Origin of the sequence: Pseudomonas sp. 22082, assembly GCF_052046055.1 — a bacterium.
In the GTDB taxonomy this organism is placed as follows: domain Bacteria; phylum Pseudomonadota; class Gammaproteobacteria; order Pseudomonadales; family Pseudomonadaceae; genus Aquipseudomonas; species Aquipseudomonas pharyngis.
The window spans coordinates 43,624-57,829 of the sequence record NZ_JBQEQB010000028.1 but is presented as its reverse complement, the minus strand read 5'-3'; the positions used below and the strand labels follow the sequence as shown (position 1 = coordinate 57,829).

At 60.6% G+C, this 14,206-nt stretch carries 10 protein-coding genes; 1 reads left to right on the top strand and 9 read right to left on the bottom strand.

The features are described from left to right. Nucleotides 1-28: 28 nt before the first annotated feature. The 9 genes from ACTJK9_RS26150 to yaaA form a co-directional block, all read right to left on the bottom strand. The gene (locus ACTJK9_RS26150) at nucleotides 29-1,153 is read right to left on the bottom strand and encodes a mannuronate-specific alginate lyase (RefSeq protein ID WP_440817208.1); all 1,125 of its coding nucleotides are present in this window, start codon (nucleotides 1,151-1,153) and stop codon (nucleotides 29-31) included. Between the two features lie 8 nt (nucleotides 1,154-1,161). Beyond that, nucleotides 1,162-2,613 (bottom strand): alginate O-acetyltransferase, encoded by a 1,452-nt coding sequence (locus tag ACTJK9_RS26145; RefSeq protein WP_440817205.1) that lies wholly within the window; start codon nucleotides 2,611-2,613, stop codon nucleotides 1,162-1,164. Between the two features lie 10 nt (nucleotides 2,614-2,623). Then, complete coding sequence (gene algG / locus ACTJK9_RS26140; protein WP_440817202.1) at nucleotides 2,624-4,195, bottom strand: mannuronan 5-epimerase AlgG; 1,572 nt, start codon at nucleotides 4,193-4,195, stop codon at nucleotides 2,624-2,626. Nucleotides 4,196-4,221: 26 nt separating this feature from the next. Beyond that, nucleotides 4,222-5,709: an alginate export family protein gene (locus tag ACTJK9_RS26135; protein WP_085611404.1), complete on the bottom strand. Its 1,488-nt coding sequence runs from the start codon at nucleotides 5,707-5,709 to the stop codon at nucleotides 4,222-4,224. Next, complete coding sequence (gene algK, locus ACTJK9_RS26130) at nucleotides 5,706-7,217, bottom strand: alginate biosynthesis TPR repeat lipoprotein AlgK (RefSeq protein ID WP_440817199.1); 1,512 nt, start codon at nucleotides 7,215-7,217, stop codon at nucleotides 5,706-5,708. The genes ACTJK9_RS26135 and algK overlap by 4 nt, the downstream gene beginning before the upstream one ends. 9 nt (nucleotides 7,218-7,226) lie before the next feature. Beyond that, entirely contained in the window at nucleotides 7,227-8,396 is a 1,170-nt protein-coding gene (locus ACTJK9_RS26125) for an alginate biosynthesis protein Alg44 (RefSeq protein ID WP_039769455.1), read from the bottom strand. Between the two features lie 35 nt (nucleotides 8,397-8,431). Beyond that, the gene (gene alg8 / locus ACTJK9_RS26120; protein ID WP_440817196.1) at nucleotides 8,432-9,913 is read right to left on the bottom strand and encodes a mannuronan synthase; all 1,482 of its coding nucleotides are present in this window, start codon (nucleotides 9,911-9,913) and stop codon (nucleotides 8,432-8,434) included. A gap of 83 nt (nucleotides 9,914-9,996) precedes the next feature. Next, nucleotides 9,997-11,313, bottom strand: coding sequence for a nucleotide sugar dehydrogenase (locus tag ACTJK9_RS26115; RefSeq protein WP_011332560.1), 1,317 nt, complete (start codon nucleotides 11,311-11,313; stop codon nucleotides 9,997-9,999). A gap of 810 nt (nucleotides 11,314-12,123) precedes the next feature. Then, nucleotides 12,124-12,903, bottom strand: a complete 780-nt coding sequence (gene yaaA, locus ACTJK9_RS26110; protein ID WP_064382456.1) for a peroxide stress protein YaaA — start codon at nucleotides 12,901-12,903, stop codon at nucleotides 12,124-12,126. A gap of 138 nt (nucleotides 12,904-13,041) precedes the next feature. Here yaaA and ACTJK9_RS26105 point away from each other — a divergent pair, with 138 nt between their 5' ends. Beyond that, a complete protein-coding gene (locus tag ACTJK9_RS26105; protein ID WP_440817192.1) occupies nucleotides 13,042-14,166 on the top strand; it encodes a polysaccharide deacetylase family protein in 1,125 nt (374 codons plus the stop codon). Nucleotides 14,167-14,206 lie beyond the last annotated feature (40 nt).

Here is a 14,206-nt window from a genome sequence, read left to right as displayed (position 1 = left end):
CCCGCTCCCACAGGGTTTATCGGTGTACTCAAGAACCTTTGTTGCCCTTTTCATGGGACGGGTCGTAGACCTTGGTCAGGTCGCCGCCGAGGCGGAAGGTCTTGAACGGCTGCATGCCGTGTTTTTTCTCGATCACATCCGGCGAACAGGTGTATAGGGTGCAGAACGGTTCGAGCCAGGCGAATTTCATGTCCTCTTTCAGGTCGGTCATGTCCTGCTCTTTGCCGTTCTTCTTCTCGAACTGATCCGGGTCTTTCACCCCGGCCAGTACCCGATCCCCCAGGCGTTTCAGCGCGCCGTTGTTTTCCTGTCGCAGATCCACACCGTTGACCTGGGCGAAACTGGCGATCATCGCCAGTGGTGGCAGGGCGTAGTTGTGATAGGCGAGGGCGCGTTGCTGACGCTTGAGTTCGTTCGGCAGGAAACCGTCGGCATCGACTTGATTGACGCCGATCTTGTATTCCTTGACTGCCCAATCGAACAGGTCGCGGCGGTTGGTCGCGACCGATGTCGCCATCACCGACCACGCGGCCCAGTACGAGTGGTTATTGGTTTTTTCCAGCGGCAGGTTGTCCCAATCGCTGACCACCTGATCAGCCATTTTGCTGAACCAGGCTTCGATCACCTGGGCTTCCTGCTGGTGCTGGGCCAGGGGATGGGAGTCGGAGAACTTCAGGCGAATGTACGAAGACGCCATGCTGCCCAGCGCCCATTTGCGCATCGACTTGCCGGTGTGGTTGAAGTCCTTGGACATCAACGCATCGGCCTTGGCCCAAGCTGTCAACCAGTTCAAGGTGCACTCCAGCTGTTCAGGGCGACCGTCGCGCATGAACTGCATCACCCGCTTGGCGGTGCCGCGCTCCAGGGTGGTGATGTCTTTGGTGGTGTCGCGGAAGGCCTTTTCCGACTGCACGTTCAGCGTCGCGCGAGCCTTGTCCGAGCCTTCGTACTTGCTGCGAAATTGCAGCGGCCCGGTGTAGGGCGTCGGCATCGCATCGCAGCCTTCGCTCTTGTCGCCGGTCTTGAATTTATCCACAGGCGCAAAATAGCCCTGTGGCGGACGCAGTGGTGCGGCGGCCTGCGCGGTACCGGCGAAGATCGCCAGCCCGAGCAGCGTCGGCGCCAAAAAAGTTTTCAGTTTCGGATTTCGCATAGCAGACCTCATTGCCCGACCTGAGCGGTTTGTTGCCCAGCGCCCGGGAATACGTTGCGTTTGCAGATTTTCGCTTCGACTTTCTGTGGCGCGGTGCCCGCTTCCGGACCCTGGACTTCGACTGCCAGCAGGTTTTGCGAGGCCCAGTCTTCGTCCGTGCGCAACTCAAAGGCGAAACGACCGTCGGTGTCGGAGGTTTCCGGTTTCTCGATCTTGATGTCCTCGTGGCGACCGTTCATGTACCAGAGGGTGGCTTGCAGGGTTTTCACCGAGGTGTCGGCGAAGCGGATGTCGACCTGATGGCTGCTGTTCTGCAGGTTCAGGTTCTTGCTGTTGACCAGCAGTTCTTGTTTGCCGCCCGGCTTGAGCGTGGTGCTGGCGGACATTTGCGCCTCTTTGCCTTCGCAGCCGTTGTCGAGCAGCGCCATCATCTGGCGATAGATGGTTTCCTGGTCGAGGCGGTACAGCGGCGAGAATTCCCAGATGAGGATTTTCGGCGGCGTCTTCTGGAATTCGTCGCTGCCCAGGTACTGCAACATCGAACCTTCCAGACCGCCGCCGGGGAACGCGACGTTGAGAATGTCGGCGCCGATGGCTTCTTCGAGGAACCCGGCGAAGTTGTAGTTCTTGCCGCTGTGCGAAGTACCCACGAGGGTGATTTGCGGATTGCCGGAATCACCGAACAGATCGCCGTCACCGGCCTCGCCTTTCGGCTCGGTGGTGAACTGGTCCATGTACTGGATCGCGTAACTGGTGCCGCACAGTTGCCCGGCCATGTTGTGCAGGGTGCCGGTCTTGCCCATGCGTCCGGAGCGTTTGGTTTCGAACTCACGCTTGGGAATGTCGGCGAAGGCCGGAATCTGCTTGACCTTCTCGGCGACGATTTTTGCCGTGCGCTGGGCACCGTATGGCGTCCAGTGCTGGTCTCCGCGGAAGTAGAAATCGTGGGCGGGCAGGGTCTCCGGCAGCGATTCGTTGGTCAGCGGCGACAGGTCCGGCACCACGTAACCCATCTTGGCGAAACGGCCGAGCATGGTCTTGTAGTTGCCCAGCGCTTTCTCGTAATCGAACGCGGCTTTTTCCGCCGGGTTGAGCTTGTTGCGGTTCACCAGGCCACGGGTCGGCTGATAGACGATCACCAGTTCGACGCCTTTGGCCTTGAACGCATCGTGCAGCTGTTGCAGGCGCTTGTAGCCGGCCGGGGTGGTGTTGAACTCGGTGCGCAAGTCTTCCTGGGTCCGGAACAACCAGTCGCCCTGCGCCTGCACCAGAGTGGTGAAGTTCTGCTGATAGCGCGTGGTGTAGTTCTTCGCGTCATAGGCGGCCGGGCACAGGCTGCAGCACGGTTCGGCGGTGAACGTTGGCGCTTTCACTTCGTCTGCGCGGGCGCCGTTGCTGGCCGCCAGAATGCCCACGGTCAGGGCCGACAGGCTGAGTAATTTGATCAGGTGTGGGTGCATAAAATTATCCTCAGTCCTGCAATTCGGTCTGGCGTTCGACAGGGTCGATCAGCACGGCTTTCTGCTGGCGCACCAGCAGGTCGAGAATTTCATCCTGGCGCTCGCCGAGGATGCCGTTGAAGCTGATGCCGCTGGATTTGGTCGGCGCCAGCATCGACACGCGATACAGCTCGACACTCAGGGGCGAATCGATCGACAGCGGGCCGCTGCCGTTGGCCGCCAGTTCACCGCCGACCACGATCAGCGAGACCTGGGCGTCGAACGGGTCGAGCTTGATGTCACGGTCGGTGTCGGTCAGGTCCTTGATGTGCCCGTAGACGCCGGTCAGGCCGTTGGCCATGGCGACGTTTTCGTAGAGGCGGATGTTCACGCTGTTACGAATGCGGATGCCGTGGCGCTTATTGCTGATGACTTTGTTGCCCCACAGCAGGTTGTCGGCGGACTCGTAGAGGGTGATGCCGTCGGTGTGGTTCTTGTAGATCTCGTTGTAGGCGATCAGGTTGTTCACGCTGTTACGGTCGATCACCAGCCCCGAGAGGTGGTTGTCGTAGCTTTTGTTGTTGAAGATGAAGCTGTCGTTCACCTCACGGGAAATGATGATCCCGTGCTTCTTCTTCGTGCCGTACACCGTATTCTCGGCAATGATCAGACCGTGGGAACGGTCGTGCGGGTCGATGCCGTAGACGATGTTGTCCTTGTAGGTGTTGCCCTTGACCACGAAGTCGCGTGTCTCGTAGCAGTAGAAGCCGTACCACATGTCCGAGAACTCGGAGCCGACGATCCAGCCGGTCGGCTCGGGACGCTTGAGCACCTTGGCCATGTTCGGCGTGTACTGGGAAATACTCACGCCGTAGGACTTACTGTTGGCGTAGCCGAAGCTGGCCATCTTGCTGTTGACGATGTAGGTCTCGGTGCCGCCCCAGGCCAGCAGGAACGGGCGGAATTCCTTCGGCGAACGGAAGGTTGCCGGGCCGTTTTCCTTCTCGCGCCAGCCGGTGACCTTGGTGTCACGCACGAACAGCTGGCCGTCGTTGACCAGGAACGAACCGGCCTCCTGGGACAGGCGCAATTCCTGGGTCTGGCCGTCGATCTCGAGGATGCCTTTGCGGCCGACCACGATCGGCAACTTGGCCAGGTAGACGCCCGGCGAGGTTTCGCTGAAGTACTGCTTGGGCAGTTTCTGCGCCAGCTCTTTCAGGTTCATGTAGCCGTCGTCGACGAAGATCGCCTGCGGGATGCCGTGCTGACGCACCACCCATTCGGCCATCTTGTTGTCGCCGCCGATGAAGTCCTTCAGGGCGTCTTCCTGCATCATCCGGCGCACGCTGATCTTGCCCGCTTTGCTGCGCACGATTTTCGCGGCGGCGGCTTCGGCGGTGTAGCCGGAGAGGTCGGGCAATTTCGGCTTGGCCAGTTCCAGCGCTTCGGTCGGCGCGCTGCTGACGGTGTAGGTCTTGGCCTGTTGCAGCTCCTTGGCGGTGGTCGCGGGTTTGGCCGGTTCCACACTGGCGAAGGCGCCGGCCGAGGCCAGCAGCATCGCGCCGGCCAGCAGGCTGAGTGAGCCTTTGCGGGCACTGTTCATGTCGGGCACTCCCTTGGCGGTCAGCATCAGAAGCGCCAGATCACGTCGATGAACGCGCGGTGCATGTACGAATCGACCTGGCTGCCATAGGCGTCACCCGGCTTGAACACGCCGCCACGGAAACGCACCAGCGCCGACGGTTCGTCGATCGACTGGCTCAGCGCCGCCGGCAGCAAGCCTTGCTTGAAGTACTTGGTGACCACCAGATCCATTTCCTGGCCCAGATCCTTGTTGCCGTCCTGCAGTGGCAGGGAAGTGCTGGAAAGGATCGCGCCGGTGACGTCGTCGGTGTTGTTCTCCACGGCGTTGATGCCGTTGCTGCCCACCGGCTTGTTGCCGTCCACGCGCCAGAACTTGTGGTAGATCAGGCTGGCGTCGTACTGGTCGTTGAGCATCCACGAACCGAACAGGGTGGCGGTCTGCATGTTGTTCATTTCGCCACGGAAGGCCTCGCCGAAACGGTGAACGCGGGAGCGAGTACCGGTGTAGTTCGAGCGGTTGCTTTCCAGGCCGTTCTGTTCGTAATCGGCGCTGGCACGGGCATACGCCGCACCGACCTGCCATTGCGGATCAAGGCGCAGACGCACACCGATGTCGGTGGCCCAGCCGTCGACGTTGTCACTGCGCTTGGCCTGGGCCGGGCGGGTGCCGTCGGCGTTGAGGGCGTTGACCGTGTCGCGGTCGCCGCTCATGCCGGTGATGCTGCCCCAGTAGTTGACGGTGTTGGTGTTGCGCCAGTTGTAGGCGTCGCTGTCTGCGGTCAGGCCGAGCCAGCTGATGTCGCCGTTTTCTTTCTTGTCCAGCGAATCGCCGGCCACGCCTGGCTCCGGATAGTCGAGCTTGCCGTCGTCGTGGGTGTGGTGACCGCGAATCCCGACCCAGTTGCCCGGTGTCCACTGGTAAGCGGCATCGGCGTAGGCGTGCAGGCGATCCTTGTCTTTGGGGGCCAGCTCTTTCAAGTCGGTGCGGTATTCGCTGAAGCGTTCGGCGACACCGGCGTTGGCGCGCAGCAGGGTGGTATCGAAAGTCCAGTTCAGGGCTTCGATGTTGGTGTCGCGCCACTGGCCGTCGTCGTTGCGCAGGCGCTGGCGACCGAACTTGAGGATCTCGCCGGGGTAGGGCGTCAGGCCGCTGTAGCCGACCCAGAACTCGCGCATCGCCAGGTAGTTTTTCTTGGTCTTGCGGTCACCGTTGTCGGTGGTCTGGGTGCCCTCGCTGTCGGACTGCTGCAGGGTGTCGGTCTCGATGATGTCGGTCGAGGTCACGGCCTGGCCCATGGCATAGGCGCTCCACGCGCCGCTTTCGCCGTAGACCCACGGACGCAGATCGAGGCCGATGCCGTTGACGTCGCCGCCGCTGGCGGTGCCGAGGTCGCGGTCGTCTTCGGACTGGCCGGTGATTTTCACTTCGAGGCCGAAGTTCTTCGATTCAGTCATCGCGGCCAGGGTCGGGCAAGACCAGATCAACGCGAACGTGAGGCCAATGCCGGCCTTCACAAAGGGATTCAATTTCATGGTTTTTCCTCGCCGTCTTCTTCTTGCAGGGCGTGCAGTTGCAGCGTGTTCGGGCTCAGGGCGCCACGGGTCGCCTGTTCCTGTTGCAGCAGGCGCTGGGCTTCGGCCAGGCGCTCGGGCGGCAGTTGTGCGGCGAGGGTGGTCGCCAGCTCATCGGCTTGCGGGGTGTTTTGCGCCTTGGCCAACTGGCTGAACACATAGGCATTGAGCGGGTCGGGCTTGGTGCCCTTGCCTTGGGAAAACAGCTGGGCGATGGCGAAGTCGGCGCTGTTCTGGCCGTTGCGCGCAGCGGTCAGCAGATGGTCGAGGGCCTTCTGCGGATAGACCTTGCCCAGGTAGCCACGGCGGTAGATCTGGCCGAGGTAGTAATCGGCGGCGACTTCGCGGCCGACGGCTTTCTGGAAATGTTCCTCGGCGACTTTGGCGTCGGCCGGGACCAGTTTGCCTTCGTAGTAGAGCTTGCCCAGCAGCAGTTCGGCGCGCGGCTGATCGGCGGCGCGGCCGTTGTCCAGGTACTTCATCATCTGGTCGACGTCGCCCAGTTCCGGGAAGTCGTAGAGCAGTTGCGCGAGGGTGACCCACGACGCCGGGTAACCCGGCGCGATCGGCTCGAGCAGCGACTGCGCGGTTTTTTCGTCGGTCTTGCCCAGGGTCGAATCGGCCAGCACACGGGCCACGGAGTCCACCCGCTGAGCACTGACGGTGCCGCGGCTGTAACCGGCCTGCAGTTGTTTGATCAGCTCGGCCTGTTGCTCCGGCGCGCCACGTTTCTGATAGACCGTGGCCAGCTCGACGTAGCAGATGTCGGTGGTGTTGAGCGCGGCCTTGCAGATCTTTTCCACGTCATCCAGATGCTGGTCGTACGTGCCTTGGGTGCGATACAGCAGCACTTGTGCGAGACCTGCTTCCGGGTAACCGGATTTGCGCCATTGGTCGATCTGCTGCTGGGCGTTGATGTTCGGGAAACTGTGCGGGTATTGCAGGTACAGCATCGCGAGCGGGATCAGCGTGTTGCCTTCGCCACTGGCGGCGGCCTTTTTCAGCAGGCTTTCGGCTTCCTGATGCTCGGCTTCGGTGGAGCCGGGCTTGGCCACCAGCAAACGACCGAGTCGGGCCTGGGCACGCGGCGAAACACTGGCGGCGGCGCGGTAGGTGGCTTCGGCCTGTTTCATTTGTTCCGGATCGCGGCTGTCGACCTGAATATCGGCGAGGCCCACCTGGGCTTCGCTGTACCCCAGATCGGCCAGCGCACGGTAGTTCTGCGCGGCGGTCGCGGTGTCACCGCGCTTGAGCGCTTCGTTGGCCAGGCGCTGGTCAGGCAGGCCGGCGCAACCGGCCAGACTCACTGCCAATGCAACTGCACACAGAGGACGCATGTGAGAGCGGGCTTGCTCGCGAAGGCGGAGTGTCAGCCCACACTGATTCTGAATGTTGAACCGCATTCGCGAGCAAGCCCGCTCCCACAGGGGACGCGGCGTATTCGAGAGAGTTGGAATCGTCACGGGCATGTCCTCGACTTAAAGACCGGCAGCCATGGCTTTGTCGATCAGCCAGTTCAGGTTCGGACCACGGTCGCTGTTGACTTCCACCGGGCGGCCGGCGAAGCGGCTGTCCAGCGGCTCGTCAGGCTGGATCTGCACACGGATGTCGGAGGACAGGTCGGCACTTTTCAGGCTGGTGCTGCTGACGATCTTGCCGGTGCGGGTCTTGTCTTCGCCGGCGATCTGGAAGCTCACCGGGGTGCCCGGACGCACGTCGCCGAACTGGCGATAGGAGAAGCGCGCATCGACGGTGGCCTGGGTGTTGCGCGGCACCAGCTGGAAGATCACGTCGCCCTTGCTCGCGTATTGACCGTCGGCCACCAGTTGCTGGGCCACGGTGCAATCGCACGGCGAGGTCAGGGTGCCGGTCATCTGTTTGCCGAACAGTTCTTCAACCTTGGCCGGGGACAGTTGATCTTCTTCCAGGTGACCTTTGAGTACGTCGAGCATGCTGGTGCTGAACGTCGCCAGCGGTGCGCCCTTGGCGGCGACGCCGTCGGACTTCACCAGGCTCTGCACGGTGCCGTCGCGCGGCATGGTGATGTTCATCCCCGGCACGCTGACCAGACCGGCCTGCGCATGGCTGACGAAGTACATGCTGTACACCGATTTGAAAATGAAACCCGCCGCCACCAGCCCGACCGCGAAGATACCGGCGCTGAACGTCACCGCTTTCAGACGCCCGAACGGGGTCATGCCGGAGTCGCCGTCCTTGACCTTGCGGGCCTTGGTGAAGTTGTCGCGCTGCAGGGTTGCCAGCACTTCGCCGATGCTGACGATGTCGCCGGCCAGGTGCGAAGTGATCAGGTGGCGCAGGGTGGAAATGTCCTGCGGCTCGAGGTTCTGGAACTGGCAGCCAGCACGACCCGTCTGGCGGTCGTAGGAGCGCACTTGCAGTTCAACGTCCATGGCCAGGCCGAGGTTGTCGATGACGAACTGCAGACGCGCCTTGTACACCTCGCCGACGGTCAGCGGCAGTTGTCCGGCGTTGAACGCCAGACCACCGGCGGACAGGTCGAGGACCCGCGCTTCAACCGGAGTCCGGTCGGGGCCGAAGAAGCGCAGCTTGGCCGGGATTTTCACACGGGCGTGCTGACGCTGGGCTTCGGATTCATGCACTACGTTGGCGTTGACGGCGGTATTCATGGGGGCGATTTCCTTGTTAATTCAATAGGGGCAGGTCAGACCATCATCAGCAGCACGGCGACGAAAATGCTGCCGGCGGAGAAGGTCATGGTCCGAGACGACCAGGTGTTGAACCAACGTTGAAAGCTGGCGAGATCACGGGTCAGGGAAGTGGGTTGTCGGGTCCAGGATTGTTGGTCGAGGCGGAAGAACACGTAGATCTTCACCAGCGCACCGACGATCTGGTTGTAATAGAGAATTGCCGGGTAAGCCGGGCCGATCCGGTGGCCGGAGCAGGACAGCAGCAGCGTCAGAATCAGACGGGTGATGCCGATCCACAGCAGGTAAACCAGGATGAACGCGGTGCCGTACTTGAAGCTGGCGATGATTGCCACGGTCAGGCCGAGCAGCGAAGTCCACATCGATACGCGCTGGTCGAACAGCACCACCGAGGTGAAGGCGCCGAGGCGTTTTACACCCAGGCCCAGCGCACGGGAGTTCTGGCGCAGGTTGTTGCCGTACCAACGGAACATCAGTTTGCGGCTGGCCTTGATGAAGCTCTTTTCCGGCGGGTGTTCAACGGTATTGATCGCCGCATCCGGCACGTAAAAGGTGTCGTAGCCCAGACGCATCAGGCTGAACCAGCTCGACTTGTCGTCGCCGGTCAGGAATTTGAACCGGCCCAGGCGCCAGTGTTGCAGCGAGTCGCTTTCAACGTCGGCGATGAATTCCGGGTTGGTGACCACGGTGGCGCGAAACACCGACATGCGCCCGGTCATGGTCAGCACGCGTTTGGACAGGGCCATCGAGCACATGTTGATGTGGCGCTGGGCGAAACGCAGCTTGTGCCATTCGCTCATGATGTAGCCGCCGCGCACTTCGCAGAACTCGTTGGTGGTCAGGCCGCCGACGTTGCCGAACATCTGGAACCACGGCACGGTTTTGCGCACCACGCCTTCGCCTAGCACGGTGTCGCCATCGATCACGGCCACCACGGCGCGGTCGTCCGGCAGGTGACGGGAGATCGCGCGGAAACCATAGGCCAGGCCATCGCGTTTGCCGGTGCCGGGAATGCGTACGAAGTCGAGTTTCACGCGGTCTGGCGGATTCATCCGCGCCCACAGTGCCTTGACCAGCAGCTCATCGGACATTTCGACGATGGAACAGACCACGGTGGTCGGCAGTTCGCAGTCGATGGCTTCGCGGATCACCGAGCTGTAAACCTGCGCGGTGGTCAACGCTTCGATGCGGAAACTGGTGACCATCAGAAACACATGGGACGGGTCCGCCGCCTTACCCAGCTTGCGAACCTTGCGGCGCAGGTGCGGGTAGACGATGTAGAGAAAAATCATGCCGCGCACAAAGTGCGTGGCACCCATCGAGTAGCGCCAGATACCTACGGCGCCAATCAGGAAAATGAAGTCCTTCGACTCGGAGTCGAATGTGGACGTGGGCAGCATCAGGGCCAGGCCCATCAGCAGGCTCAGAAACAAAAGCCAGCCGGCGGATTGCAGAAAAAAATGTTTGAGCTTGGACATGACCGTCATCCGAAGGTGATGGGGGCTTCAAGCCGCCCGCCGATTCACGGCGTGCGGCCTGAAGCTCGAGGCTTGCTGCTGCGTTACCAGCAGATCCCTTCGGTGCGGCTACCGGCGCTGGTGGCCTTGGACATGAAGCCCACCAGGTCGATCACCTGCTTGCCCTGCGGCGCTTCTTCGGCGAGGGCGCGGAACTTCTCGTCGCGGTTGCCGAGGATGATCACGTCGGAGTTGTCGATCACCGAATCGAAGTCCGAATTGAGCAGGGACGATACGTGCGGGATCTTCGACTCGATGTAGTCCTTGTTCGCGCCGTGGACACGGGCGTACTGGACGTTGCTGTCGTAGATGCTCAGGTCGTAGCCCTTGCCGATCAGCATCTCGGCCAGTTCCACCAGCGGACTTTCGCGCAGGTCGTCGGTGCCGGCCTTGAAGCTCAGGCCCAGCAGGGCGACTTTGCGTTTGTCGTGGCTTTCAACGATGTCGAAGGCGTTCTGCACTTGCGATTCGTTGCTGCGCATCAGCGAGTTGAGCAGCGGCGCTTCGACGTCCAGGGAGCCGGCGCGGTAGGTCAGGGCGCGCACGTCTTTCGGCAGGCACGAACCGCCGAAGGCGAAGCCCGGGCGCATGTAGTACTGCGACAGGTTGAGGGTCTTGTCCTGGCAGACCACGTCCATCACTTCGCGGCCATCGACGCCCACCGCTTTGGCGATGTTGCCGATCTCGTTGGCGAAGGTCACTTTGGTGGCGTGCCAGACGTTGCAGGTGTACTTGATCATCTCGGCGACGGCGATGTCCTTGCGGATGATCGGTGCGTCGAGTTCTTCGTACAGCGATTGCAGAACGTCACCCGAAGCCTTGTCGAACTCGCCGATGACGGTCATCGGTGGCAGGTCGTAGTCGGCGATTGCGGTGGATTCACGCAGGAACTCAGGGTTGACCGCCACGCCGAAATCGACGCCGGCCTTCTTGCCGGAGCAGTCTTCGAGAATCGGGATGACAACGTTTGCCACGGTGCCCGGCAATACGGTGCTGCGCACCACGATGGTGTGGCGGGTGGACTTTTCACGCAGGACAAAACCGATCTCGCGGCATACCGCTTCGATGTAGTTCAGTTCCAGGTCGCCGTTCTTTTTGCTCGGCGTACCGACGCAGATCATCGACAGGTCGGTGTCGCGAATCGCTTCGGCGAAGTTGGTCGTGCCGCGCAGACGACCGGTCTGGATACCTTGTGCGAGCAACTCACCCAAGCCCGGTTCAACAATGGGAGATTTGCCAGCGTTGATCATGTCGATCTTGTCTTTGGCAACATCGACGCCAACCACGTCATGGCCCCGTGCAGACAGGCAACCGGCACATACTGCGCCAACGTAACCCAAACCAAATATGCTGATGCGCATCGCAATTACCTCTGTATATATCAGGCCTTAGAGGGCCGGAGTTAATGGTGTTCAGCGTTCATTAGTGCACTCGAAAGTGCGGCATACAGGCGCCACAATGCCGTGTGCAGGCATACTAAGTTTCGAGTGTCTAAATAAGTGCACTCAAGATGTGCGTAACCAGGCCTTGTTGTTATGACGTGCCCTGTTATGCAGCCGATCTTCTTTGGAGAAGACTCTTGTGCAATCGTCTTGCGCGCTCGATGTCAGGATTAAAGTCCCGTAAATCAAGCGGTTGGGTGCTCAGGCGAGCACGTTTATAAGGGCGCGGCCATGGCCTTTGTAGGGGATATTAATGGTGCGTATCTCCTGTCCATCGTCTGGTTTGAGACTAGTTAGTCATCTAGGCAAGTTGCTGTGACAACTTGGTTACATGGCTATCTGCTCCGCGTAAGTTATCTCGTACAAACTCGGCGAGAATCGTTACCGGTGGTATGAGCTATGCATTCGGACGAAGTTCCTGTCCGCTCATCGCGAAATCTGAAATTTCTTGAAATATTGTCAGAGATGGCACCAGTATCAATTTGATAGCAGTTTCGTTTTCGACCTTTAATAACAGGCGAAAAATCACGTTAGATAGTTTTGTGCCACTACGGTGAAAAAATTTAGGTGCCACTACTGAAAAAAATGATCAGTGTCGAGTGAAACTAATCTTAGAAAAGACAGGGAGGTTTTTCTGGCGCCAGTAAAATGGCGAAATGTTGCGAGGGATTTTTGACATCGTGCGAGCTGCACGACTCTTCATATAAAGAGTCGTGCATTAGGCATGCTTTATTCGGGGGCGTGATCGCGTAGAAAAACCAGATTATCCGGTTTCGATTGCTCGGCGCTGTAGCGATAACCCTGCACATCGAACTGTTTGAGCAGGGCCGGATCGTTGATTTTTTCCTGGATCACGAAACGGCTCATCAGGCCTCGGGCCTTTTTCGCGTAGAAACTGATGATCTTGTATTGGCCGTTCTTCAGGTCCTTGAACTCGGTGTTGATGATCCGCGCATTCAGCGCTGTGCGTTTCACCGCCGAGAAATACTCGTTGGATGCCAGGTTCAACAGCACGTCATCGCCCTGATCGGCCAGTGCTTCGTTCAGCCATTCGCTGATGCGCGTGCCCCAGAAGGCGTACAGGTCCTTGCCTCGGGCGTTGGCCAGTTTGGTGCCCATTTCCAGGCGATACGGCTGCATCAGGTCGAGCGGGCGCAGCAGGCCGTAGAGGCCGGAAAGCATGCGCAGGTGCTGTTGCGCGTAGTCGAAATCGGCTTCGCTGAACGACTGGGCGTCGAGACCGGTGTAGACGTCACCCTTGAACGCGAGCAGCGCCTGCTTGGCGTTTTCCGGCGTGAACGCTGGTGTCCAGCTGCCGAAGCGCGCGGCGTTGAGGCCGCCGATCTTGTCGGACACGTGCATCAGTTCGCTGATCTGCGCCGGGCTCAGTTCGCGCAGTTGCTGGATCAGTTCCTGGGAATGGTCGAGGTATTGCGGCTGAGTGAAGCGCTGGGTCGCCGGCGGTGTTTCGTAATCGAGGGTCTTGGCGGGGGAAATCACCATCAGCATGAAGTCGTCTCCTTTAATCGTGGGGGCGATTCTAGGGGGTTGGGACGGATCACTCCAGCTATCAGGTCCATAGGTGATCGGCGGTTTGCCAGCCGGATCGGCTATAGTGCGGCGCGGGTTTTGTTATGGAGACACCCTTTGCGCATTGTTCTTTTCTTCACCGCGTGGCTGTTGAGCGTCGGTGCCGTTGCGGCGCCGGGCGATATCGCGACGCTGGATCGCAGCACCTGGCCGGAAAAGCTCGACAACCCGACGCTGTTCGATGTCGCCTCGCGGGCGGAAATCCTGATGTTCGCCCGCGGTCTGCTCGGTACCGAAGCGCTGGACGAGGCGGCGCTGGCCCAGCGCCTGGGGCTGCGCACAGTCAATCTGGAGGCGATCAACAGCCTGCGCGAGCGGCTGTGGCAGCGTCTGCTCGCCAACTACAACTTTGCCCAGCAAAGCTGCGATCAGGATGCCTCGTTCTGCTTCCTCGTCGAAGACCTGCCGACCCTGCGCGAGCAGGCCGCCAAATTCGTGGTCAGCGACGAAAGCTATTACACCAAATGGGCCGAGCCGAGCCGAATCTTCCATCTGCAATACCTCGATGAACTGATGCGCAAGGCGGCGCTGTCACCGCAGACCAGCAGCGAAATCGATCATTTCGGTGACTACGAGCGCAACGGCGACGATATGCACGATCGCCTGTTTCTGCTGAGTTTCGACAGCGCCGCCAACCTGCAACCGGACAACACCGACTGGCTCGCCGAGTACTTGCGCAAGTCGAACCTGAGCGGCACCTTCTTCATGTTGGGCAAGGATGTTCAGGCACGATTGGCCGACCGTTCCGTCAGCAGCCTGCAAGCGGCGTTTTCGCAGCAGTGCGTCGGCGTGCAGGGCTGGGAGTTCCGCTCCCACAGCCACTGGCAGGACTGGCAGGATTCGGTGCGGCGCAGTGCCGATCTGGTCCGCAACAAGCTGCCGGAAAACTACGTGCCGCTGTTCCGTCCGCCGGAAGGCCAACGTCGCAGCGATGCCCAGGGGTTCTTCAACAGTCAGGGCCTGCAAGTGGCGCTGTGGGACATCGATGCCCAGGACGGCGCCGGCAAGCTCAAGGGCAGCCAGAGCGCGCAACGGGTCCTGACCCTGATGCTGTTGTGGCGGCACGGGGTGATCAATTTCAACATGAAGCAGGATGCGGTGAAGACCGCGTTGCCGTGGCTGATCACGCAAACCGCGCAAAGCGGCATCGGCTGGGAAGACTGTCAGGACGCGTTTCGCTGAAAAACGGCAAGAGCCCGGAAACATTGGGCTTGGGGTGAAT